Here is a 23,655-nt window from a genome sequence, read left to right as displayed (position 1 = left end):
CGGGCGCAGGGTCGGGGCATCGGGTCGCCGTCAACTGCCCCGCCTAGCCCCGCTACCCGTCCCCTCAAAGACCCGGATGCGAACTGGATATAGATCGTGAAGATATGCACTATCCCGAGCGTTCCGCAGGTGCCGGAACATGCCGGGAGCGATGGGTACATTGGTGGACGGGACGCGCCGCTTCGCAGTCGATCTGCACGCCCTTCGCAGCGGCCTCGGCATCGGCGAGTTCGCCCCCTCCGGGCAGGTGGCCAGCGGCCTGCCGGACCTGCTGCGCGCGCGCGAGCACGGCTACCGGCGCATCGACGCCCACACGCTGCTGCATCTGCTGAACTTCGAGGTGATGCAGCCCTACAGCCTCGACCTGTCGCGGCCCGACCTCGTCTGCATCCAGGCCATCGTCGCGGGCAGCTACACGAGGTGGATCGGCGCGCGCATGGACCTCGTGCCGCCGCAGGTCCTGCAGATCAGCAACGTGGCGGCCTCGACCTCGGACACGCAGGCCGGCCGACGGCTGCGGGGCCTGCTGATCGTCTGCGAGCGCGAGCACCTGCTCAGCCACTACCGGCTCGACCTCGCCTCGGTGCCACAGGCCTATCGCCCGATCTTCCTGTCGCGCGAGGGCTCGCCGGAGGTGCTCCAGCTTCCGCTGTCGGCGACCGGCATCGGGCTGGTCGACCAGATGCTGGCGTGCAAATATCCCGAGCCGCTGCGCGGCATCTTCCTCGGCGTGAAGACGGTCGAGTTCATCTGCGACATGGTCGCCCAGTTGCACCGGCCGCAGCGGCCCGCCGCGCCGCGCGCCCTTTCCGGCCATGCCAAGCGCCGGGCGGTGGAGGCGGCGGCCGAGATCTACCGCCGCGAGATCGCCGATCCGCCCAGCATCGAGCAGCTTGCCCTGCGCGTCGGCCTCAACCGCAACGAGCTGACCGCCGGCTTCCGGCAGGCGCACGGGCTGACCCCGCACGCCTATGCCCATATGCATCGCATGGAGCGTGCGCGGGAGCTTCTCGGCGAGGGCACGCTCTCGATCAGCGAGGTCGCGCGCCGCGTCGGCTATGAGGGCTATTCGAGCTTCGCGCGCGCCTATCACGGCCATTTCGGCCACCCGCCTGCCCAGCGCGGGCCGGCGGAGGCGCAGCCCGGCGAGTAGCGCGCTGTCAGCTCAGGCGATGGAGCGGCCGGCGGTTTCCGGCATGCGCCACACCACGACGAGGCTGGTCGCGGCGGCGAGAAGCACATAGCCCGCCGGCGCCAGCGGGCTGCCCAGCGCCTCGCTCAACCAGACGGCGAGGAAGGGGGCGAAGCCGCCGAAGGTCGCGGTCGCCAGCGCGTAGCAGATCGAGGACCAGCGCGAGCGGTCGCCGGTCGCGAAAAGCTCGGCCACCGCCGCCGGACAGGCGCCCGAATAGAGCGCGATCGTCGCCGCCAGCACGAGCTGGCCGCCGGCGATCAGCGCCACGCCGCCGACCGCCTCGACGCTCCACAGCACCGGCACCACGAGCGCCAGCACCAGCAGGCAGGAGGCGATCAGGAACGGCCGGCGCCCGTGGCGGTCGGAAAGCCGGCCGACCAGCGGCACGATCAGGACGATGGCCGCCGTGCTGAGCGTGTTGGACCAGGTCGCCTGCGCCGCGCTGAGCCCGCCATGGCGTTGCGCGAACAGCGGAAAATAGACCAGGAAAATGTAGTAGCAGACCGTCCAGTGCAGGGTGAGGCCGATGACGGTCAGTCCCGGACGGCGCACGCGGCGCAGCAGCGGCAGGGGCGCCGGCGTGCCCGGCGGCGCGCTCAGGAATACCGGCGTCTCGTCGATGCCGGTGCGCAGCCACAGCGCCACCAGGCCGAGCAGGCCGCCGATCAGGAACGGCACCCGCCAGCCCCAGTCCGCCATGGCCTCGGCCGACAGGAAGCCGGCGAGAAGGGCCGCAATCGCGCTGGCAAGAGTGCTGCCGAGCGCCACCGTCACCGACAGGAAGCTGGTGGCGAAGCCGCGCCGGCCCTCGGGCGCCGATTCCAGCAGGAAGGCGTTGGCGACGCCCCACTCGCCGCCGGCCGAGAAGCCCTGCACCATGCGGGCGGCCAGCAGGAGCAGCGGCGCGAACAGGCCCAGCCGCTCATAGGTCGGCAGCAGGCCGATGGCGAGCGTGCCGGCCGCCATCAGGCTCGCCGCGAGCAGCAGGGCCGGCTTGCGCCCGCGCCGGTCGCCGAGCCCGCCGAGCACGAGCGCGCCCAGCGGGCGCATCACGAAGCTGATGCCGAACACCGCCAGCGTCGCCAGCAGCGCCGCCTGCGTGCCGTCCTGCGGGAAGAAGGCGCGCGCGAGATGCACCGCCAGAATGCCGTAGATGATGAAGTCGTACCACTCCAGCACGTTGCACAGCAGAACCCCGGCCAGGGCGCGGCGGCGCCGTCCGGTCATGGCGACGGGTTCCGGCGCAGGCACGGCACGGGGGACGGCACATGGCGCGGCATCATCTGGCACGGCATCATCTGGCACGGCATCATCTGGAATGGAATGCGGCACGGCATGGGCACGGATCGCGGCATGGCCTGCGGCCTGTCCTCCGGACGGTCACGGAATACTGCGCCAACGGACCACGGCCGGGCGGCCGTGACAAGGCGCGAGGCCGCTTGCGGCCCGGTGCGAGGCCGCTCCCGCGCGGTGCGGCGCAGGGTTCGGCGCCACATCAGGCGGCGGCGTCTTCCCCCGCCTCGGAGGGCTCCTCCGCCACTGCCGGGAATTCCAGCACCTGGCGCAGCCCGTGCGGCATGTTGGAGAGCACCAGCGAGCCGCCATTGCGGGTGACGATCTGCTCGGCGATGGCAAGGCCGAGGCCGGCGCCCGGGGTCGGCTGCCCCCGCGCCTGATCGACCCGGAAGAACGGCTCGAAGACGCGCGGCAGCAGCTTCTCCGGAATGCCCGGGCCGCAATCGTCGATCTCGACCCGGGCCCGCCCCTCGACGCAGGCGACCCGCACGCTCGCCCGGTGGCCGTGCGTCGCCGCGTTGATGACGAGATTGCGCAGCGCCCGGCGCAGCGCCTCGGGCCGTGCGCGGATCGCCACCGGCTCGACCTGGGCCGGCTCGACCGCATGGCCGATCGCGGCAAGTTCCGCGCAGGTATCGGCCACCATCGCTTCGAGCCGCATCGTCACGCCGTCGCCCGCCTCCACTTCCTCGCGCACGAGGCGGATGGCACTGTCGGCGATGCGGTCGAGTTCGTCGAGATCCTCGACGAAGGCGGTGCGGTCCTCTTCCGGCAGGAATTCGGCGCGCAGGCGCATGCGGGTCATCGGCGTGCGCAGGTCGTGCCCCGCCGCCGCGACGAGCCGCATCCGGCTCTCCATGGCCTGGCCGAGCCGCGCCGCAAGCTGGTTGATCGCGCGCGCGGCCGCGCGGACCTCGCTCGACCCCTTCTCGGGAACCGGCGCGACGTCGCCATTGGGATCGATGGTCGCGACGGTGCGCTGGAGCAGCGCCAGCGGCTCGGTCAGCCGGCGCACCGCAAGCACCATGACCAGCGTGGTGCCGAGCGCCACCAGCACGATCCAGCCGACCAGCGCCCACTGGTTGCTGGACGCCGGCGCCGGCAGGCCAAGCGGCACGATCAGCCAGCGCCCGTCCGAGAGCGGCGCCGAGACGATCGGCCACATATCCGCCGGCTCGCTCACGCGGACGCGCTGGGTGCGCCCACGCCGCTCCAGCGCGGCGTTGATGCCCTGGGTGGGCATGTCCAGCAGCAGGCCGTCGGCCGGGCCGGCGCCGATGCGGGCATAGGGGCCGATGTCGAGCGGGGTTCGCTCGCGCTCGGCGAGATCGATGAGCATTTCGAGCTGGGCGGCGGCGGCATCGTCGATGCGGCTGAAATCCGGCGGTGTCAGCAGCATCAGCGACAGGCCGGTCGCAACGGCCAGCACGCCGAGCATGGAGCCGACCAGCAGGGCGGTGAGCTTGGTGCGAATGGTGTTCACGGCGGGGGCGGCTCCGTCCCGCCGGCCGATTCCACCCGCGTCGCCAACTGGTAGCCGCCATTGCGCAGCGTCTTGATGATCTGGAAGGTGCCGGCATCGCCCAGCTTGCGCCGCAGGCGGCTGATCAGCACATCGATCGAGCGGTCGAAGCCGCCGGCCGCGCGGCCATGGGTGATGTCGAGAAGCTGCTCGCGCGAGAGCATGCGCCCGGGCCGTTCCAGCAGCGCCAGCAGCAGGTCGAACTCGGCGCCGGTCAGCACGATCTCGCTGCCCGAGGGATCCCAGAGCTGGCGGCTCGTGGGGTCGGCGACGAATCCGGAGAAGCGCAGGCGCAGCGTCGGCGCCGCCTGCGGGACCGTGTCGCGCGGCGACAGCCGGCGCAGCACCGCCCGGATGCGGGCGACCAGCTCGCGCGGGTTGAACGGCTTGCCGAGATAGTCGTCGGCGCCGATCTCCAGCCCGATGATGCGGTCGACATCTTCCTTGAGCGCGGTGAGCAGGATGATCGGCACGTTGGAATGCGCGCGGACCGCCCGGCACACGTCGAGGCCGGAGATGTCGGGCAGCATCAGGTCGAGCACGATGAGGTCGACCCGCCCCTCGGCGAGCCGGCGCTCGACCTCGCGCCCGCTGGCGGCAAGCGAGACGCGGAAATTCTGCTCGGCGAGATAGCGCCCCAGCAGATTTCGGATCTGCTGGTCGTCGTCGACGACGAGGATATGCGGGCCGGCGGCCGGATCGGGACTGCGCATGTCGTTCATGCCGCTCCTATAGCCACGCGCCGCCGGGCGTGCCGGAGAATTTTGCAAACGAAAGTTGCCGGCACCCCGCCAGCAATGTCGCGAAACAAAATTCAGCCGTCGCCAGTATAGCGCGAAACAATTCGCCGGGCGCGACGGCGCGGCCGCCGGCCTCGTCGGGATCGCTCTTCCGGTGGAAGACGGCGATGGGGATGGTACTTCGATATTGACGCCAGTCGTCTGGAAGGCGTCAAAGGTGCGGGATCGGGATCGGCCCTTCGGGCACCCGTTCTCATGGGCGAGGGATGCCGTATGTTGCCGAGCAAGGTCGGATGCCCGTTCGGCCGCCCGCGCGCGCCTTCGCCGGATGGATCGCCCATGCGCGGGACACGTCGATTGCGCGCCGCCGACCAGCCTGCCTGTTCATTCGCCCCTACGGGCAAGAGTCCGACATGCGCGTTCCCCTGCTGAAGCCAAACCCCGCGCGGCTGAGCGCCCATATCGAGGATCTGGAGGCGCTCGAAGCATCCGGCATCTACTCGAATTTCGGCCCGCTCAACGCCGCGTTCGAAACCCGTCTCCTGCACGAATTCTTCGAGGGTGAAGGCGCCTGCCTGACGGCCTGCAACGCCACCATCGCCTTGCTCCTCGCCATCAAGGAGGCCACCCATTTCGGCACGCGGCGGCGGGCGCCCTATGCGCTGATGCCATCCTTCACCTTCGCGGCGACCGCGCACGCCGCCATCTGGTGCGGCCTGACGCCGATCTTCTACGACATCGAACCGGACACGTGGCTGCCCTCGCGCGAGGCGGAACAGCGCCTGCTCGAACGCCACGGCGACGATATCGCCGTCATCGTGCCCTATGCCACCTTCGGCAACAGCCTCGATCTCGACGGCTACGAGGCGCTGTCGCAGCGCACCGGGGTCGGCGTGGTCGTCGATGCAGCGGCCTCGCTCGGCTCGCGCGACCGCCAGGGCCGGTCCTTCGGGCAGGGTGCCGCGATGTCGGTGGTCTATTCGATGCACGCGACCAAGACCTTCGCCACCTCGGAAGGAGCGGTGATCCATAGCGCCGACGCCGCCCGCATCGGCCGCCTGCGCCAGATGGCGAATTTCGGTTTCGACGCGCGGCGCTCGGCCGAGATGCCCGGCCTCAATGCCAAGCTGGCGGAACTGCCCGCGCTGCTCGCCCTCCGAAAGCTCGACGAGATCGACGCCGTCGTCGAGCGGCGGGGGGCGCTCCACACGCTCTACCGCCAGCTTCTGCCCGACTTCGTGTTCCAGACGCATACGGGAACGCGCACGGCGCATCAGTTCGTGCCGGCGCTGCTCCCCGAGCATGCCGGCATCGCGCGCGAAAATTTCGTGGAGCGGATGAAGGCCCGTGGTGTGGCGGTCGCCACCTATTTCAGCCCGCATCTCGCCGAGCACGGCTATTTCCGGGACGTCGCACTCGTGGACGATATTCCCGTAACGGAAAAGATCGCCGCGCGCATTGTGACGCTGCCGCTCCACGACATGATGGAGGAGGCGGAAATCCGCTATGTCTGCGACGCGGCGATGGACTGCCTGCACTGAGGCCGGGTCGTGGCCGCCGGGGGCGTGGCGTCCAGCCGTGGACGGAAGGGGGCGCATATCATGACGATGCAGGGTCGGGACGGACTTCGCCCGGTCGGCCGCGCCGTGCTTTACGGCGCGGGCGGTCAGGCCCGGGAACTGCGCTACGAGCTTGAGCGGGACGGCGCGCGCGTCGTGGCCTTCGTCGACGACTTCGCGTCCGGGCGGCAGGTCGACGATCTGCCGGTTCTGCCGTTCGAGGAGGCGGTGACGCTTTTCGCCGACTGCGACTGGTTCGCGGCCGTCGGCGCCATCGCCGCCCGCGTCGCCCTCGCCGGAAAGATGATGGCGGCCGGGCTGCCGCTCGGGCGCTTCGTCAGCCGCACGGCGCATATGCTTCCCACCGCCCGCGTCGGCGCGGGGGTTCAGGTCTTCCACGGCGCCGTGCTGTCCGCCTCGGTGCGGCTGGGCGATTTCGGTCTGGTGAATTTCGGCTGCGTGCTCTCCCACGACGTCCATGTCGGCGCCTATGCCACCGTCTGCCCGGGCGTGCATGTCGCCGGGCATGTGCGCATCGGCGAGCGCGTGTGGATCGGCGTCGGCGCCTCGATCCGCAACGGGCGCGCCGACGCGCCGCTGGTGATCGGCGACGGCGCGTTCATCGGCGCCGGCGCCTGCGTCGTCGGCGACGTGGCGCCGGGAATCACGGTGGCGGGCGTCCCCGCCCGGCCCTTCCCGGCGGACGGCGTCCCGCGCGCGGGATCGTGACGGGAGAGATGGCGAAGATGCGGGTCTCGGTCGTCATGCCGTCCTACCGGCACGCCGCTTATATCGCTGAGGCGATCCGCTCGGTGCTGGACCAGTCGGTGCGCGATATCGAACTCATCGTCGTCGACGATGCGTCGCCGGACGAGTCCAACGAGGTGATCGCCCGCTTCGACGACCCGCGCCTCATCCATGTCCGGCTGGCGGCCAATGTCGGGGGCAGCGAGGCGCTGAACACCGGGCTGCGACGCGCCCGGGCGCCGCTCATCGCATTGTGCAATTCCGACGACGCCTGGGAGCCGGGCAAGCTCCAGCGCCAGCTCGATATCCTCGAACGGTCGCCCGACATCGCGGCGGTCTTCACCAATGTCGCGTGGGTCGACACTTCGGGAAAGCCGCTGGGCCCGATGACGGGCCTGGACCTCGACCATTTCGCCCAGGAGAACAGGCCCCGGCACGCCTGGCTGAAGCGGCTGGTGGAGGACGGCAACTGCCTGTGCCACCCCTCGATCCTGATACGGCGCGAGGTCTATGCCGCCTGCGGCTACTATGACAGCTATCTGCGTCAGCTCCCGGATTACGACATGTGGCTGCGGCTGCTTCAGCGCCACCAGATCCATGTGCTGCCGGAGCGGCTGGTCCGGTTCCGCGTCCACCCGAACAACACATCGTCGGGACGCTGGCGCGACGTGCGCCGGCGCGACGCGCGCGAGACCCTCTTCATCCTGCGCAGATTCTTCGAGGAGATCACCGAGGCGAATTTCGCCGGCGCCTTCCTGGGCCGCGCGGACGCGCCCGGGGCGGCCGCCAGGGATGAACCCGCCGATCCGGTCGAGATCATGACGTATCTCCTCGCCTATGAGGGACACCGCCGCGAGGATTTTCAGGAGATCGCGCTCGAACGACTCTACCGGTCGCCGCAGCACATCCGCGAGGCCGTGCTGTCGATGCAGGCGTTCCAGTCCGCCATGGCGATGCCCTCGGTGCGCCTCTCCACACCGCGCGGAACCCTGGCGCGCCTGCGGGCTGTCCTTGCCTCCCTCGGGCGGGCGCTGGGCCGGTGAGCAATTCCCCCGCGCCCGCGCCTCTCCCTGCCACCGCGCCCCGGAACCGTTGATGCTCGACCTGCGCAAGCTGGCCGCGATGGCCCATTCGATCCCCTCCGACACGGGCGGGGGCAGCCCGCTCGACAAGCTCTATGTCATGGCCGGGCTGGGCGAACGCCTCGACCTGAAGAGCTTCGTCGAAATCGGGGTCTATCGCGGCCGCTCGCTCTTCCCGCTCGCCTGGTCCTTCGCCGGGCGGGGCGGGCGCAGCTATGGCATCGACCCCTTTTCACGCGCCGCCGCCTTCGAGACGGACCTGCCCCCGGACCTGCGCGAACGGGTGACGGAGTTCATTGCGACGACCGACTATGACGACCTCCACGACGAGGCCGTGCGGCGGTGCGCCGAACTGCAACTGGCCGCGTCCTGCGAGCTCATCCGCGAAACCTCCGACCGCGCCATCGTCACGCTGCGGGCGCGCGGCATCGTCGCGGACATGGTTCATGTCGACGGCAACCACGACCGGCTTCAGGCTCTCCGCGACGTGTCCAGCTACATCGGCCTCATGGCCGAGGGGGCGATACTCGTTATCGACGACACCGACTGGCCCTCCATCGCCGACGCCCTGGCCCATGCGAAGGAACGGCTCTCGCTGGTGTTCGAAACCGGCACCTATGCGGTTCTGATGCGCTCGTCCGACGATGCGCTCATTCGCGGCCTCGGCGAATTCTGCCGCTCGCTGGAGCGGCACGCCCTGCGGTTCATGACGGAGGGTCGGACGCCGAAGGTCTCGGTGTCGATCATCACCTTCAATCAGGAAGACTATATCGGGCAGGCCATCGAGAGCGCGCTGGCCCAGCAGACCGACTTCGACGTCGAGATCGTCATCGGCGAGGATGGCTCGACCGACCGGACGCTTGAGATCTGCCGGCACTATCGCGACCTTCATCCCGACAGGATCCACTTGATCGAGCGGCCGAAGAACCTCGGCGCCGTCGCGAACTATCTGGAAACCTACAGGGACTGCCGCGGCGACTATGTGGCGTTTCTCGAGGGCGACGATTTCTGGACCGATCCCGGCAAGCTGCGCAAGCAGGTCCGGTTCCTCGACCGCCATCGCGACTACGCGATCTGCTTTCACAATGTCTTCCTGGCCGACAGCGACGGCACCCTGCTGCGGCCCTTGTTCGACAGGCTGCCCGATACGACCGCCGCAGCGGATCTGTGCCGGGGGGATTACATCTCGACCCCCTCCTGCATGGTGCGCAACGGCCTCGTCCGCGACATCCCGAAATGGATGTACACCCTGCCCGGTTGCGACTGGCCGTTCGACATTCTGAACGCCGGGCATGGAAAGATAAAATATCTCGACGAGACCATGGCCGCCTACCGGCAGCACACGACGTCCATCTGGACGAGTCGCCCCCTGCATGAATGCAATAGCGTCTCGATACGTCTGGCGACCCGACTCGACCGCTTTTTCGACTTCCGCTACCGCGAGGAGTTCGCAAGCTTCATCGAACGGAACCGGCGGGAATTGGCGCTTCATCTCGATGTGCAAACCCGTGCCAGAGCGCGGATCGCTCCCCCGGCAGAAGCCGTCGGGCAGACGCGGCGCCGGGGACGGATCTCCACCGCGCGCAAGAAGATGAAGCGGTGGCTGAAGCGGCTGTGGAGATGGCCTCCCGCGAGCCTCGCACCGGAGCCGGCAAACCTGCCGCCGCTCGACCTCATCGTCATCGACGACGCCTTTCCCCACCCGCAATCGGCCTTCCGGCTCGAGGAATACGACACCTATCTCGCCATGTTCGAGCGCGCGCGGGTGTTCACCAATGGGCAGGCCTTCGCGTTCTTCAACGAGGATCGACCGCTCGCCGAGGTGATCGCGGAACATGACCGAAGGTCTCCCGCCCTGCGCGGGCGAACCCTTCCGCTGGCCGACAGGCCGCCCACCGTCACCGCCCGTTTCGGCTATGCGGTCTTTGCCGGCAACGCCTGGGCAAATGTCGAATTCTTCGAGGCGCGGAACATACCGTTCGCGTTCACCCTTTACCCCGGCGGGGCGTTCGTCATGGAGGACGAAGCGTCCGACCGGCGTCTACGCAAGATCTTCTCAAGCCCCATGTTCCGGAAGGTGATCGTCACGCAGACGATTTCGCGGGACTATCTTCTGCGGAAGAGCCTCTGCGAGCCCGACTCCATCGAATTCATCTATGGCGTGGTTACCCCGGAGGCCAATCTGGCTCCGCCCGATGCTGCGCATCTGCACTACAAATACGGCAAGGACACGCTGGATATCTGCTTCACGGCGCATAAATACACGCCGGACGGACATGACAAGGGCTACGATATCTTTCTCGACGTCGCGCGCGCCCTCGCGGCCCGGTTCGAGGATTGCCGCTTCCATGTCGTCGGAGGCTTTGGCGAGGACGACCTGCCCATCGCCGGACTGGAGGGGCGGATCACCTTCTATGGCGGCCGCGACCAGGAATGGCTGCGTCGCTTCTATCGGGACAAGGATTTGATCCTCCTGTGCAACGTCCCCTTCGTCGTCTTCCCCGGCGCGTTCGACGGCTTCCCCACCGCCTGCGGGTCGGACGCAATGCTGAACGAGGTGGCGCTGTTCTGCACCGATCCGCTGAACCTCAACTGCGCCTTCGTCGACGGGCAGGACATGGTGATCGTGCCCCACGAGATCGAGGCCATCGTCGACCGGCTGAGCTGGTACCGGGAACACCCGGACGCCCTGCGCGCGCTGGGAAGCAACGGCCGCGCCCGCGCCGCGCAGGTCTACGGTTTCGAGGCCCAGCTCGCGCCGCGTCTTGCCCTGCTTCAGCAAGAGATCATCGCCTAGGCGCCCTGACGAGGCGCGGGCGACCTGGAAATCCTGCAAACGAGGATTGCCGGCGGCCCGCCAGCAACATGACGAAACAAAAGGCGCCCATTCGACGCCCGGTGCGAAACACGCGGGCAATGTCCGGCCGCTAGTCCTGAGACGGGGACGGGCAAACCGGAAGAGACCATGATCAAGGCAGGACGGCTGCGCCCGCTGCTGCTGGCCGCGCTGCTGCTGGTGCCGGCCGGCATCTATGGCGCGCACAGCCAGTGGACGCGCGATGCCACCGCCACGCTGGTGACGGCGCCGGTGACGCGCGGCGACATCGAGGAGACCGTGCTGGCCAGCGGCACGCTGAAGCCGGCGCGGCTGGTGGCCGTGGGCGCGCAGGCTTCCGGGCGCATCACCCGCGTCGCCGTCGCGCTCGGCCAGCAGGTGAAGGCCGGCGACCTCCTCGCCGAAATCGATTCCGTGCCGCAGGAGAACGCCCTGCGCACCGCCCGCGCCACGCTCGCCAATGTGCGCGCGCAGCTCGACGAGAAGCAGGCGCTGCTCCACCGCGACGAGCTGATCCTCGAACGCCGCGCCTCCATGGTGACGCAGAAGATCGTCTCGCAGGCCGATTACGAGGCGGCCGAGGCCGATGTGAAGGCGACGCGGGCGCAGATCGCCCAGCTCGCGGCGCAGATCGACGCCGCCGGGGTGGCGGTCGAGAACGCCGAAAGCAATCTCGGCTACACCCGCATCACCGCGCCCATCGACGGCACCGTGCTCGCCATCGTCAGCCAGGAAGGCCAGACGGTGAACGCCACCCAGTCGGCGCCGACCATCGTGGTGCTCGGCCAGCTCGACGTGATGACGGTGCGGGCGGAGATTTCCGAGGCGGACGTCGTGCGCGCGGCGGCCGGCCAGCGCGCCTATTTCACCATCGTCGGCGACGGCACGCGGCGCTACGACACCACGCTCGCCGCCATCGAGCCGGCGCCGGAATCGGTGCGGACCGACGACAGCTTCAGCTCTGCCTCGACCAGCGCCTCGGCCAGCACGGGCACGTCGGCCAGCACCTCGGCGATCTATTATAACGGCATCCTCAACGTGCCGAACCCCGAGGGCCGGCTGCGCACCTACATGACCGCCGAGGTGCACATCGTCGTCGGCGAGGCGCGCGGCGTGCTCACCGTGCCCGCCATGGCGCTCGGCGCGCGCGACGCGGCCGGGCGCCATCAGGTCGAGGTGCTGGGCGCGGACGGCAAGGTCGAGCAGCGCACGGTCGAGATCGGCCTCAACGACCGCACCGTCGCCGAGGTGCGCGCGGGGCTCGCCGAGGGCGAGCGCGTGGTGACGGGCGACACCGCGAGCGTCGCGCCCGCCGCCTCGGCCATGCCCGGCCCGCCGCCGATGGGGTTGTGACCATGCCGGTGCGCGCGGAATCCCACACGCCCCTGATCGCGCTTTCGCGCGTGCGGCGCGACTACCCCTCCGGCGAGGCGCTCGTGACGGTGCTGGACGGCATCGACCTCGAGATCGCCGCCGGCGAGATGGTCGCCATCGTCGGCGCCTCCGGCTCGGGCAAGTCGACGCTGATGAACATTCTCGGCTGCCTCGACCGGCCCAGCGCGGGCCGCTACCGCATCGCCGGCCGCGACGTGGCGGAACTCGCGGCGGACGAACTGGCGGAGCTTCGCCGCGAGCATTTCGGCTTCGTCTTCCAGCGCTACAACCTGCTCGCCGAGCTTACCGCGCTCGGCAATGTCGAGATGCCCGCCATCTATGCCGGCCGCCCCGCCGCCGAGCGCGCGGCACGCGCGGCCGCCCTGCTCGGCCGGCTCGGCATGGGCGACCGGCTCGGCCACCGTCCCGGCCAGCTCTCCGGCGGCCAGCAACAGCGCGTCTCCATCGCCCGGGCGCTGATGAACGGCGCCGACATCATCCTGGCCGACGAGCCGACCGGCGCGCTCGACCGGCGCAGCGGCGAGGAGGTGCTGGCCATCCTCGGCGAACTCAACGCCGAGGGCCGCACCGTCATCATCGTCACCCACGACATGAACGTGGCGGCGCGCGCCCGGCGCATCATCGAGATCGCCGACGGACGCATCGTCGCCGACCGCCGGGTCGCGCCGGAGGCGCCCGCCTCGGGTGCGGCGCGCGCGGCACCGGGCGGGACGGGCCGGTCATGGCGCCGCACGCTCGACCAGTTCGGCGAGGCGTTCGGCATGGCGCTGCGGGCGATGAACGCCCACCGCCTGCGGACCTGCCTGACCATGCTCGGCATCGTGATCGGCATCGCCTCTGTCGTGTGCGTGGTCGCGCTGGGCGAGGGCTCGCGCCGCAAGGTGCTCGCCAATATCAGCGGGCTCGGCACCAACACGATCGAGATCTTCGCCGGCAGGGATTTCGGTGACACGCGCTCGGGCCGCATCACCACGCTGGTCGTCGCCGACGCGGTGGAACTCGCCCGCCAGCCCTATGTGGCGGCGGCGACCCCCACCGTCTCGACGCAGGGCACGGTGCGCTTTGGCGGGCGCGAGGCGAACGCGCTCGTCAACGGCGTGAGCGAGCAGTATTTCGCCGCCAAGGGCACGCAGCTTTCCGCCGGCCGCCTGTTCGACGCCGGCAGCGTCGAGGCCCGCGCGCTCGACGCGGTGATCGACGAGAACACGCGCAAGGCGCTGTTCGACGGCACGGACGCCGACCCGATCGGCGCCGTGATCCTCATCGGCACGACGCCCGCCCGGGTGGTCGGCGTCGCCCGCCCCCAGCAGGGCGGCTTCGGCTCCAGCCAGAACCTGTCGATCTACCTGCCCTATACCGGCGTGCAGACGCGCATCCTCGGCTCCACCGCCCTGCGCTCGATCACGCTCAAGATCCGCGACGAGGTCGACAGCGCCTATGCCGAGCAGGCGGTGACGCGCTTCCTCACCCAGCGCCACGGCACACGCGACTTCTTCGTCCTCAACACCGACGACATAAGGCGCACCATCACCAGCACCACGCAGACCCTGACGGCGCTGATCGCCGCCATCGCGGTCATCTCGCTGGTGGTCGGGGGCATCGGCGTGATGAACATCATGCTGGTCTCGGTGTCCGAGCGCGTCGGCGAGATCGGCGTGCGCATGGCGGTCGGGGCGCGGCGCAGCAACATATTGCAGCAGTTCCTCACCGAGGCGGTGATGGTGTGCCTGCTCGGCGGCGCGCTCGGGGTCGCGCTGGCGCTCGGCTTCGGCGCGGTGTTCGCCCGGCTCGGCTCGAATTTCGCGCTGGTCTATTCGACGGGCTCGATCCTGCTCGCCCTCGCCTGTTCCAGCATCATCGGCATCGCCTTCGGCTTTCTGCCGGCCCGCAACGCCTCGCGGCTCGATCCCGTCGTCGCCCTCAGTCAATCCAGACAGTAACATTCAACAACATGACAGCATACAATCACAATAATGCGATCACAAAGTTTTCACATTACAATTCGACACTGACAATAGACGGAACATTATCATTAGATGGTGCGTACATGCTTCGATTACTCAAGTATCTATGGCACTTCCTGACGGATCCATATGTGAGAACCTGTCCGCATTGCGGCCTTGAGGACATGTGCGAGGAATGCCTCTACCACTGGTCGATCAAGTGAGGCGTCGCTTCGCCCTCACGCCGGCGGATGCCGGCGGGCCGCGTCGGATGCGGTGGAGGATCAGCCACGGTGCGCCGCCGGCGGCGGCAGGCCCTTACTCGGCCGGGTTGGTGTGCACCAGTCCCGGCGCGATCTCGGCATGGGCGGTGCGGTGGACGCGCCCGATCAGCGAATAGACCGTCGGCACCACGAACAGCGTCAGCAGCGTACCGAGCGACATGCCGCCGACGACGACCCAGCCGATCTGCGAGCGGCTCTCGGCGCCGGCCCCCGACGCGAAGGCCAGCGGGACCGACCCCAGCACCATGGCGCCGGTGGTCATCAGGATCGGCCGCAGGCGCAGCACCGCCGCCTCCACCACCGCCGCGCGGCGGTCGAGCCCGTGGTGCTCCTGCTGCTGGTTGGCGAACTCGACGATCAGGATGCCGTGCTTGGTGATGAGGCCCACCAGCGTGACGAGGCCGATCTGCGAGTAGACGTTGAGCGAGCCGCCGGTGAAATACAGCGCCGCCAGCGCCCCGGTCATCGACAGCGGCACGGTGAGCATGATGATCACAGGGTCGCGGAAGCTCTCGAACTGCGCCGCCAGCACCAGATAGATGAAGCCGAGCGCCAGCAGGAACACGACGACGAGGCTCTGCCCGGCGGCGCGGAACTCGCGGCTCTGGCCGGCGACGTCGGTCTGCACGGTCTGGGGCAGAACCTCGCGCGCGGTGCGGTCGAGGAAGGCGAGCGCCTCGCCCTGCGAGAAGCCGGGCGCCAGATTTGCCGAGACGGTGGCCGCGCGGAGCTGGTTGAAGCGCTTGAGCTCCTGCGGCGCCACGCTCTCGCGCACCGTGACGAGGTTGGAGAGCTGCACCATCTCCCCGCTGGCCGAGCGCAGATAGATGGTGTCGAGCGTCGCCGGTGACGCGCGGTCGCGGGCGTCGAGCTGGACATAGACGTCGTACTGCTCGCCCGCCACCTCGAAGCGCGTCACCTGCCGGCCGCCGAGCAGGCTCTCCAGCGTCCGGCCGAGCACGGCCACGTCGATGCCCATATCCGCCGCCTTGGCGCGGTCGACGGCGACGGAAATCTCCGGCTTGTTGAGCTTGAGGTCGCTGTCGATGCTGACAAGGCCGGGATAGTCGCGGATCCGTTCGAGGAAGCGGTTCACATACTCGTCGAGCTGCTCATAGGTGCCCGAGGTCTGGATGACGTATTCGATAGGCCGCGAGTTGTTCGAGGCGCCGAGCGAGGGCGGATTATTGGCGTAGGCGTTGATCCCGGCGATGCGGCGCAGCTCGGGCGTCAGCTTGGTCACGAGTTCCTGCTGGCGCACATCGCGCTCGTCCCAGTCCTTCAGGCGGCCGATCACCAGGAAGCGATGCACCTCCGGGAAGCCGTTGATGACGAGAACGCTGGCGACCTCCGGCTCCTTCGAGACGATCTGGTCGATCTGGCTGGTGTAGCGCGAGGTATAGGCGAGGGTGGAGCCTTCCGGCCCGCTACCGGTCACGCGGATCACGCCGCGATCCTCCACCGGCGACAGCTCGGAGGGGAGCGCGACCAGGAAGAAGGCGCTGGCGCCGGCCACGAGGAGCGCCGTCAGCAGGACGAGGGCGCGCACCCTGAGCGAGGCCTGGAGTACCCGGCGATAGCCTTCCTCCAGCCCGCGCAGCCGGCGCTCGATGAAGGCGGAGACCCGGCCCGGCTTCTCCTCGTGCTTGAGCAGGCGCGAGCACATCATCGGCGTGAGGCTGAGCGCGATGAAGCCGGAGATGATGACCGCGCCGGCCAGCGTCAGCGCGAATTCGAGGAAGAGGCGCCCGGTACGGCCCGGCGCGAAGGCGACGGGGGCGTAGACGGCGGCGAGCGTCATCGTCATGGCGACGACGGCGAATCCGATCTCGCGGGCGCCCTTGATGGCGGCGGGGATCGGCTTCATGCCGTGCTCGATGTGGCGGAAGATGTTCTCCAGCACCACGATGGCGTCGTCGACCACAAGGCCGATGGCGAGCACGAAGGCCAGCAGCGTCAGCGTGTTCACGCTGAAGCCGAGCGCGTACATGATGGCGAAGGTGGTGATCAGCGAGATCGGGATGGTGACGATCGGGATGATCGAGGCGCGGAACGAGCGCAGGAACACCACGATCACCAGCACCACCAGCAGCACGGCCTCGAGGATGGTGTGGAACACCGCCTTGATCGAGCGGTCGATGAACACGGCGTTGTCGTTGCCGATGGTGGCGCTCATGCCTTCCGGCAGGCTCGCATTCACCGCCGGCAGCACCGCGCGGGCGCCGGCGGAGACGTCGAGCGGGTTGGCCACCGCCTGCTTGATGAGGCCGATGAAGATCGCCGCGCCGCCATTGAAGCGGCTGGCGCGCCGCTCGTCGGCGGCGCCAAGCTCGACGCGCGCCACGTCGCTCATATGGACCTGCGCCCCGTCGGCCCGCTTGACCACGATCTGGTCGAACTGGTCGACCGTGGTCAGGCCGGTGCGCGAGAGCACGGTGAACTCGCGGTCACGACTCTCGATGCGGCCGGAGGGGATCTCGACATTCTGCGCGCGCAGCGCGTCCTCGATGTCCTGCACGGTGAGCGCGTAGGCGGCAAGACGCTCGCGGTCGAGCCAGATGCGCATGGCGTAGCGCCGCTCGCCATAGATCTGCACGTCGGCGACGCCGCTGATGTTCTTGAAGCGGTCGACCACGTAGCGGTCGATATAGTCCGACAGTTCGAGGCCCGACATGCGGTCGGAACGGAAGACGACGAACATCACCGGCTGGGCGTCGGCCTCGACCTTGGAGATGACCGGCTCGTCGATCTCGTCGGGGAGGCGCTGGCGCACACGGCTCACCCGGTCGCGCACATCGCTGGCCGCCACATCCGGGTCGATCTCCAGCCGGAAGCGGACGGTGATGCGGCTCGATTCCGAACGGCTGGTCGATTCCAGCACGTCGATGCCCTCGATGCCGGCGATCGAGCCTTCCAGCACCTGCGTGACCTGGCTTTCGACGATGCTCGCCGAGGCGCCGGGATAGTTGGTGACCACCGAAACGGTCGGTTCGTCGATGTTGGGGTATTCGCGCACCGTCAGCCGGGTGAACGAGACCACGCCGAGCAGAATCAGCAGGAGGCTGAGCACCGTCGCGAAGACCGGACGGCGGATGCAGAGTTCGGAAAGACCCATCGGCTCCGCCTCAGCCCTGCGGCGCGGGCGGGGGGGCCACCACCTCGACCGCCACGCCGGGCTGCAGCCGCCCCTGGCCGGCGACCACGATCATCGCGCCGGCCGGAATGCCGCTCACCTCGACCTCGCCATTGAGGCGCTGGCCAAGCTGCACCTTGGCCTGCCGGGCCTTGCCGTCGACCACCTGCCAGACGAGGCGGTCCTGCCCGCGCGGCACGATGGCGCTTTCCGGCACGAACACCGCGTCGCGGGTCTCGCGCCCCTTCACCACCACGCGGGCGAACAGGCCCGGGCGCAGCACCAGATCGCCATTGTCGAGCCGGGCCCGCACGCTGAGCGAGCGCCCGTTCACATCGACCATGGGGTCGATGGCGTAGATCGTGCCGGTGAAGTTGCGCCCCGGCAGCGCGTCCAGGCTCACCAGAACCGTCTGCCCGGGCGAGATGGCGGCGAGCTGCGTCTCCGGCACCTTGAAGTCCAGCTTCAGCGTGTCGATCTTCTCGAGGTTCACCAGTTCGGTGCCGGTGGCGATATAGGCACCGTTCGAGACCGAGCGCAGGCCGACCACCCCGTCGAAAGGCGCGGTGATGGTGTGCTTGGCGATCTGGACGCGCTGGGAATTGAGCAAGGCGCGCGAGGTGAACAGTTCCGCCTGCGCCTCGTCGAGCGCCCGGGCAGTGCCGGAGCCGGACTGCTGCAGGCGCTGGGCGCGGCTGTAATTGGCTTCCGCCAGCGCGAGGCGCGCCTCGTTTTCTTCCAGCGAGGCCTTCATCAGCGCCGCGTCGAGCTGCACCAGCACGTCGCCGGCCTTCACATGCTGGCCTTCGTTGAACCGGATCTCCAGGATGCGACCGGAGACCTCGGAGGCCACCTTGACCGACTCGTCGGACTGCAGCGAGCCGATGGAGGAGATGTCGGTCGTCACCGCCGCCTGACGGGCAGGCGCCACCTCGACCGGCGCCCGGGGCGCCGCCTTCGGCTCGGCGGCGGCATTGGCCGTCCCCCGTCCGCCGAGCAGAGCCGCCGTATCGACCCAGCCCTTCTGATGCGCGAGGGCCCCTGCCCCCACGAGAAGTGCCGCAATCAGCCACACGCCGGTTCTGCGTTGCATCAGACCCTCATCAAGCTGCGTCGGAAGCAGGAAAATCCATGTTGCGACACAGCAGATGTGAGGAAAAGTTCCAACTTAATTATGTGTCATGTTCCCCCGACGCCGATCACATTCGCGCGGAAGCGGCAGCATCATACTCCAACAGGCGGCGCCTGCCGACCGCCACGCGGCAGCCGGCAGGCGGGGCGGCGAATCAGCCGTTCTTCACCATCACGTGCCGCACGACGGTATAGTCCTCCAGCGCGTAGGCGCTGAGGTCCTTGCCGTAGCCGGACTGCTTGAGGCCGCCATGCGGCATCTCGCTGACCAGCATGAAATGGCAGTTCACCCAGGTGCAGCCATACTGGAGCCGCGCGGCGGTCGCGAGCCCCTTGGACACGTCCCTGGTCCACACCGAGGAGGCGAGGCCGTAATCGCTGTCATTGGCCCACGCCACCGCCTCGTCGGCATCCTGGAACCGCGTCACCGACACCACCGGGCCGAACACCTCGCGGCGCACGATCTCGTCGGACTGGAGCGCGCCGGCCACCACGGTCGGCTCATAGAAGAAGCCCTTGCCGGAGCTGCCCCCGGCGAGCCTGCCGCCGGTGGCGATCTCGATGTGGTTCTGCTCGGAAGCGCGCTCGACGAAGGAGGCGACGCGGGCGCGCTGGCGAGCCGAGATGAGCGGGCCGATGTCGTTTTCCGAATCGTCGGCCTGTCCGAATTTCAGGCCCGACACGGCGGAGGCGAGGTCGGCCACCAGCCGGTCATAGACCTTGGCGCCGGCATAGATGCGGCAGGCGGCGGTGCAGTCCTGCCCGGCATTGTAATAGCCGAAGACCTTCACCCCCTCGACCACGGCCTCGATGTCGGCATCGTCGAACACGATGACCGGCGCCTTGCCGCCAAGTTCCAGATGGGTGCGCTTCACCGTCCGGGCGGCGGCGGTCAGCACCTTCTTGCCGGTGGCGATGTCGCCGGTAAGCGAGATCATCGCCACCTTGGGATGGTTGATCAGCGCGTTGCCGACGCTCTCGCCGCGCCCGAGCACGACATTGACGACGCCTTCGGGGAAGATGTCGGCGATCAGCTTCGCCAGCTTCAGCGTGGTCAGCGGGGTCTGCTCGGAGGGCTTGATCACCACCGTATTGCCGCCGGCCAGCGCCGGGGCGAGCTTCCACGCCGCCATCATCAGGGGATAGTTCCACGGCGCGATGGAGGCGACGACGCCGATCGGGTCACGGCGGATCATCGAGGTATGGCCGGCCATGTACTCGCCCGCCACCATGCCGTGCTGGGTGCGCACCGCGCCGGCGAAGAAGCGGAAGCAGTCGACCACGCCGGGCAGTTCGTCGTTCAGCACCGCGTGGCGCGGCTTGCCGCAGTTAAGTGCCTCCAGCGTGGCGAAGGATTCGGCCTCGGATTCGATGCGGTCGGCGAGCTTGAGCAGCAGGTTGGAGCGCTCGCCGGGCGTGGTGCGCGACCAGTGGGTGAACGCCTTCTCCGCCGCGTTCACCGCCGCGTCGACCTGATCGGGGGAGGCCTCCGGCAGCTCGATCAGCGTCTCCTCGGTCTTCGGGTTCAGCACCGTCTCGGGCGTCTCCGTGCCGGTGACGAAGGCCGAGCCGATGAGCATCTGCGTATCTGCAAGGGCAGTCATGGGGCGTCTCCTATTTTCCGCTTCCGGCCACGGCCTCGCCCTCGCGGGTGAGGTAGTAGGCGGCGAGAATGGGCAGGAAGGTCACGAGGATCACGAGCACGGCGACCACGTTGGTCACGGGCCGCTGCCGCGGGCGGATGAGTTCGGACAGCATCCAGATCGGCAGTGTGGACTGCTGGCCGGCGGTGAAGGTGGTGACGATCACCTCGTCGAAGCTGAGCGCGAAGGCCAGCATGCCGCCCGCCAGCAGCGCCGTGCCGATATTGGGCAGCACCACGAGGCGGAAGGTCTGGAAGGCGTCGGCGCCGAGGTCCATCGAGGCCTCGATCAGCGAGGGCGACAGCCGGCGCAGGCGCGCCACCGCGTTGTTGTAGACGACGACGATGCAGAAGGTCGCGTGGCCGAGCACGATGGTCCAGAAGGAGAAGGGAATCTCCATCAGCCCGAAGGCCTGCCGCAGCGCGATGCCGGTGACGATGCCGGGCAGCGCGATGGGCAGCACGAAGAGCAGCGAGATCGGCTCGCGGCCGAAGAACCGCGCCCGCGCCAGCGCGCCCGCAGCCAGCGTACCGAGCACCAGAGCGAGCGCGGTCGCGATCGCCGCCACCTTCAGCGACAGCCCGACGGCGGCCCAGATGTCGGGCCGCTCCCACACCACGCCGAACCATTTCAGCGTGAAGCCCGGCGGGGGGAAAGCGTAGCTCTTCTCTTCCGTGGTGAAGCAGTAGAGCAGGATGAACAGCAGCGGCACGTGCAGGAAGGCGAGCCCGCCCAGCGCGGCGATCTTCAGGGACAGCGGCGCGCGGGTCATGGCAGCGCGCTCCCGACCTCGATCGACCCCTCATCCCCGGGCTTGACCCGGGGACCCAGATCGGCAGGCGCAGGTCCCGGCCCTCTGGGTGCTCGGGTCAAGCCCGGGCATGAGGGGAATGGGGAGGAGCCTGCCAGGGAGAGATGAGATTTTTGCCGGGGAGCCTCCCCTGGGTCCCGGATCGACGCTCCACCTACGGCGTCGCTTGTCCGGGACACGAGCGACGCTCCGTTTCCCGGACAAGCTGCGCGACGCGCGGCGTTGATCCGGGACCCAGCGAAGACTCTTCTGCCGAACCTGCCTGCCTCACAGCGCATCGAACGCCCCCGTGCGCCGGGCGACGGTGAGGAACACCGCCATGACGAGGATCGGCACCAGCGAGAAGGCCGCCGCCAGCGGGATGTTCCCGGCCGTGCCCTGAAGCGTGTAGACCGCCTGCCCGAGCACCAGCGCCGAGGTGCCGATGATCTGCGGCACGATGTAGTCGCCCAGCGTCAGCGAGAAGGTGAAGATGGCCCCGGCCACCACGCCCGGCAGGGCGAGCGGCAGGATCACCGTGCGGAAGACGAGGCCCGGCGAGGCGCCGAGATCGCCGGCCGCCTCGATCAGATGCGGCGGCACCCGCTCCAGCGCCGCCTGAACAGGGAGGATCATGAAGGGCAGCCAGAGATAGGTGAAGGTCAGCACCATGCCGGTATAGCTGACCGAGAGCGAGGGCCCGCCGACCAGCGGCAGGTCGAGCCACGCCGCCAACGCGCCGCCGAGGCCGAGTTGGTGGGCGAACCAGCCGATGGCGCCCTCCTTGGCCAGCAGCAGCTTCCAGCCATAGACCTTGACGAGATAGCTCGACCACAGCGGCATCATCACCGCGAGGTAGAAGCCCGCCTTCACCTTCGGCCCGGCATAGCGGGCGGCGTAATAGGCGATGGGAAAGGCGATCACGGCGCAGAGCAGCGTGACGGCAGTGGCGATCCCCACGGTGCGCAGCACGATGTCGTAATTGGCCGGGCGGAACAGTTCGAGCAGCGTCGCCGTGGTCGGCTCGCGCACGATGGTGCCGGAGAACTCGTCTATCGAGAAAACCGATTGCCCGAGGAAGACGAACAGGCTGCCGAGATAGACGAGGCCCAGCCACAGCAGCGGCGGCACGAGGAGCAGCAGCGTGAGCAGGCGCGTATGGCGCACCAGCACGTCGGAGAGGCGGCGCAGCACCCCCTCGCGCGGAGCGGGAATGTCGAACGTGGCGAGGCTCACGTTTCGCCCTCCATCGGCACGATGGCGGCGACGGGCACGGCGAGCTGGACCGTCGCGCCGGCGATGACGCCTGCGGAGGTCGCCGGCACGACGGCGGCGAGCTGGAGGCCCTGCCCCGTCACCGCCGTCACCCGGCGCACCGCCCCCTGATAGGACACGTCGATCACCCGCGCCTCGACGACGCTCGTCCCCTCCGGCGCGGCGGCGCCGTGTGAGAGCAGCGCGATCTTCTCCGGCCGCAGGCTGGACGGGCGGGCGGCGGCGCCGAGCGCAGCGGCCTGCGCGGCCTCGAGCACATTGGCCGAGCCGACGAAGCGGGCGACGAAGCGCGTCGCCGGCCGCTCATAGACTTCCTCCGGCGGGCCGACCTGCACGATGCGGCCCTCGTTGAACACCGCCACGCGGTCGGCCATGGACAGCGCCTCGCCCTGATCATGGGTGACGAAGACGAAGGTGAGGCCGAGCGCGCGTTGCAGCCCCTTCAGCTCCGACTGCATCTCCTCGCGCAGCTTGAGGTCGAGCGCGCCGAGCGGCTCGTCGAGCAGCAGCACTTTCGGCCGCACCACGAGGGCGCGGGCGAGCGCGACGCGCTGGCGCTGGCCGCCGGAAAGCTGGGCGGGGCGGCGCGTCTCCATGCCGGCGAGCTTGACCATGGCCAGCGCCTCGCGGGCGAGCCGGTCGCGCTCGGCACGGCCGACGCCGCGCACCTTCAGCCCGTAGGCCACATTGTCGCCGACCGACAAATGCGGAAACAGCGCGTAGTCCTGGAACACGGTGTTCACCGCCCGGCGATAGGGCGGCAGCCCCTCCACCGTCTCGCCGAAGATCTCGATATGGCCGGCATCGGGCTGCTCGAAGCCGGCGATCAGGCGCAGGCACGTCGTCTTGCCCGAGCCGGAGGGGCCGAGCATGGCGAAGAACTCGCCGGGCGCGATGGACAGGTCGACGCCGTCGACCGCCTTCACAGTCCCGAAATGCCGCTCCACGCCCTGGAAGCGGACGGCGGGCAGAGCGAGCGGGGCGGCGTGAGGGTGCATGAAGAAAATCCGGGAAGGCGGGGAAGAGGGCCGGAAACAGGGACACGGCGGGCGTTCCGCCGTGGTCAGGCGCTCCCGCGCCCTCA

At 69.1% G+C, this 23,655-nt stretch carries 16 protein-coding genes; 7 read left to right on the top strand and 9 right to left on the bottom strand.

The window, feature by feature from the left end; all coding sequences use genetic code 11:
- Positions 1–139: 139 nt before the first annotated feature.
- The gene (locus tag GBB76_RS17985; protein WP_246668974.1) at positions 140–1,153 is read left to right on the top strand and encodes a helix-turn-helix domain-containing protein; all 1,014 of its coding nucleotides are present in this window, start codon (positions 140–142) and stop codon (positions 1,151–1,153) included.
- Positions 1,154–1,165: 12 nt separating this feature from the next.
- Here the strand turns inward: GBB76_RS17985 and GBB76_RS17980 are convergent, their stop codons facing one another.
- The 3 genes from GBB76_RS17980 to GBB76_RS17970 all read right to left on the bottom strand — a co-directional run bounded on the left by GBB76_RS17980 (position 1,166) and on the right by GBB76_RS17970 (position 4,735).
- The gene (locus GBB76_RS17980; protein ID WP_152304574.1) at positions 1,166–2,422 is read right to left on the bottom strand and encodes an MFS transporter; all 1,257 of its coding nucleotides are present in this window, start codon (positions 2,420–2,422) and stop codon (positions 1,166–1,168) included.
- Positions 2,423–2,690: 268 nt separating this feature from the next.
- Complete coding sequence (locus tag GBB76_RS17975; RefSeq protein WP_152304573.1) at positions 2,691–3,974, bottom strand: ATP-binding protein; 1,284 nt, start codon at positions 3,972–3,974, stop codon at positions 2,691–2,693.
- Positions 3,971–4,735 (bottom strand): response regulator transcription factor, encoded by a 765-nt coding sequence (locus GBB76_RS17970; RefSeq protein ID WP_246668973.1) that lies wholly within the window; start codon positions 4,733–4,735, stop codon positions 3,971–3,973. The genes GBB76_RS17975 and GBB76_RS17970 overlap by 4 nt, the downstream gene beginning before the upstream one ends.
- A 431-nt stretch (positions 4,736–5,166) precedes the next feature.
- Between GBB76_RS17970 and GBB76_RS17965 the strand changes: the two genes are divergently transcribed.
- The 6 genes from GBB76_RS17965 to GBB76_RS17940 all read left to right on the top strand — a co-directional run bounded on the left by GBB76_RS17965 (position 5,167) and on the right by GBB76_RS17940 (position 14,312).
- Positions 5,167–6,294: a DegT/DnrJ/EryC1/StrS family aminotransferase gene (locus tag GBB76_RS17965; protein ID WP_162375650.1), complete on the top strand. Its 1,128-nt coding sequence runs from the start codon at positions 5,167–5,169 to the stop codon at positions 6,292–6,294.
- 60 nt (positions 6,295–6,354) lie between these two features.
- Positions 6,355–7,041, top strand: coding sequence for a NeuD/PglB/VioB family sugar acetyltransferase (locus GBB76_RS17960; protein WP_152304571.1), 687 nt, complete (start codon positions 6,355–6,357; stop codon positions 7,039–7,041).
- Between the two features lie 8 nt (positions 7,042–7,049).
- A complete protein-coding gene (locus tag GBB76_RS17955; RefSeq protein ID WP_152304570.1) occupies positions 7,050–8,102 on the top strand; it encodes a glycosyltransferase in 1,053 nt (350 codons plus the stop codon).
- Between the two features lie 52 nt (positions 8,103–8,154).
- A complete protein-coding gene (locus GBB76_RS17950; protein ID WP_152304569.1) occupies positions 8,155–10,938 on the top strand; it encodes a glycosyltransferase in 2,784 nt (927 codons plus the stop codon).
- Between the two features lie 168 nt (positions 10,939–11,106).
- Positions 11,107–12,330 carry an efflux RND transporter periplasmic adaptor subunit gene (locus GBB76_RS17945; protein ID WP_202911128.1) on the top strand — a complete coding sequence of 408 codons (1,224 nt, stop codon included), beginning with the start codon at positions 11,107–11,109 and terminating at the stop codon, positions 12,328–12,330.
- Between the two features lie 2 nt (positions 12,331–12,332).
- Positions 12,333–14,312, top strand: a complete 1,980-nt coding sequence (locus tag GBB76_RS17940; protein ID WP_152304568.1) for a MacB family efflux pump subunit — start codon at positions 12,333–12,335, stop codon at positions 14,310–14,312.
- Between the two features lie 321 nt (positions 14,313–14,633).
- Here the strand turns inward: GBB76_RS17940 and GBB76_RS17930 are convergent, their stop codons facing one another.
- The 6 genes from GBB76_RS17930 to GBB76_RS17905 all read right to left on the bottom strand — a co-directional run bounded on the left by GBB76_RS17930 (position 14,634) and on the right by GBB76_RS17905 (position 23,569).
- A complete protein-coding gene (locus GBB76_RS17930) occupies positions 14,634–17,714 on the bottom strand; it encodes an efflux RND transporter permease subunit (RefSeq protein WP_152304566.1) in 3,081 nt (1,026 codons plus the stop codon).
- A 10-nt stretch (positions 17,715–17,724) separates the two neighbouring features.
- Positions 17,725–18,825 carry an efflux RND transporter periplasmic adaptor subunit gene (locus GBB76_RS17925; protein WP_202911127.1) on the bottom strand — a complete coding sequence of 367 codons (1,101 nt, stop codon included), beginning with the start codon at positions 18,823–18,825 and terminating at the stop codon, positions 17,725–17,727.
- Between the two features lie 193 nt (positions 18,826–19,018).
- Positions 19,019–20,467 (bottom strand): gamma-aminobutyraldehyde dehydrogenase, encoded by a 1,449-nt coding sequence (locus tag GBB76_RS17920; RefSeq protein ID WP_152304565.1) that lies wholly within the window; start codon positions 20,465–20,467, stop codon positions 19,019–19,021.
- Between the two features lie 10 nt (positions 20,468–20,477).
- A complete protein-coding gene (locus tag GBB76_RS17915; RefSeq protein WP_152304564.1) occupies positions 20,478–21,278 on the bottom strand; it encodes an ABC transporter permease in 801 nt (266 codons plus the stop codon).
- Positions 21,279–21,584: 306 nt separating this feature from the next.
- On the bottom strand, positions 21,585–22,532 hold the full coding sequence (locus tag GBB76_RS17910; RefSeq protein ID WP_152304563.1) for an ABC transporter permease: 948 nt from the start codon (positions 22,530–22,532) through the stop codon (positions 21,585–21,587).
- On the bottom strand, positions 22,529–23,569 hold the full coding sequence (locus tag GBB76_RS17905) for an ABC transporter ATP-binding protein (protein WP_152304562.1): 1,041 nt from the start codon (positions 23,567–23,569) through the stop codon (positions 22,529–22,531). Before GBB76_RS17905 ends, GBB76_RS17910 begins: the two co-directional genes overlap by 4 nt.
- Positions 23,570–23,655: the final 86 nt, after the last annotated feature.

Source organism: Ancylobacter sp. TS-1, from assembly GCF_009223885.1.
In the GTDB taxonomy this organism is placed as follows: domain Bacteria; phylum Pseudomonadota; class Alphaproteobacteria; order Rhizobiales; family Xanthobacteraceae; genus Ancylobacter.
Note: the sequence above shows the minus strand (reverse complement) of the source record. Positions and strands in the feature narration are given on the sequence as shown.

Coding starts and splice junctions, on each gene's coding strand:
- GBB76_RS17985 (WP_246668974.1), top strand. CDS start 140: ATGCCGGGAGCGATGGGTACATTGGTGGACGGGACGCGCCGCTTCGCA.
- GBB76_RS17980 (WP_152304574.1), bottom strand. CDS start 2,422: ATGACCGGACGGCGCCGCCGCGCCCTGGCCGGGGTTCTGCTGTGCAAC.
- GBB76_RS17970 (WP_246668973.1), bottom strand. CDS start 4,735: ATGAACGACATGCGCAGTCCCGATCCGGCCGCCGGCCCGCATATCCTC.
- GBB76_RS17965 (WP_162375650.1), top strand. CDS start 5,167: ATGCGCGTTCCCCTGCTGAAGCCAAACCCCGCGCGGCTGAGCGCCCAT.
- GBB76_RS17960 (WP_152304571.1), top strand. CDS start 6,355: ATGACGATGCAGGGTCGGGACGGACTTCGCCCGGTCGGCCGCGCCGTG.
- GBB76_RS17955 (WP_152304570.1), top strand. CDS start 7,050: ATGGCGAAGATGCGGGTCTCGGTCGTCATGCCGTCCTACCGGCACGCC.
- GBB76_RS17950 (WP_152304569.1), top strand. CDS start 8,155: ATGCTCGACCTGCGCAAGCTGGCCGCGATGGCCCATTCGATCCCCTCC.
- GBB76_RS17945 (WP_202911128.1), top strand. CDS start 11,107: ATGATCAAGGCAGGACGGCTGCGCCCGCTGCTGCTGGCCGCGCTGCTG.
- GBB76_RS17940 (WP_152304568.1), top strand. CDS start 12,333: ATGCCGGTGCGCGCGGAATCCCACACGCCCCTGATCGCGCTTTCGCGC.
- GBB76_RS17930 (WP_152304566.1), bottom strand. CDS start 17,714: ATGGGTCTTTCCGAACTCTGCATCCGCCGTCCGGTCTTCGCGACGGTG.
- GBB76_RS17925 (WP_202911127.1), bottom strand. CDS start 18,825: ATGCAACGCAGAACCGGCGTGTGGCTGATTGCGGCACTTCTCGTGGGG.
- GBB76_RS17920 (WP_152304565.1), bottom strand. CDS start 20,467: ATGACTGCCCTTGCAGATACGCAGATGCTCATCGGCTCGGCCTTCGTC.
- GBB76_RS17915 (WP_152304564.1), bottom strand. CDS start 21,278: ATGACCCGCGCGCCGCTGTCCCTGAAGATCGCCGCGCTGGGCGGGCTC.
- GBB76_RS17905 (WP_152304562.1), bottom strand. CDS start 23,569: ATGCACCCTCACGCCGCCCCGCTCGCTCTGCCCGCCGTCCGCTTCCAG.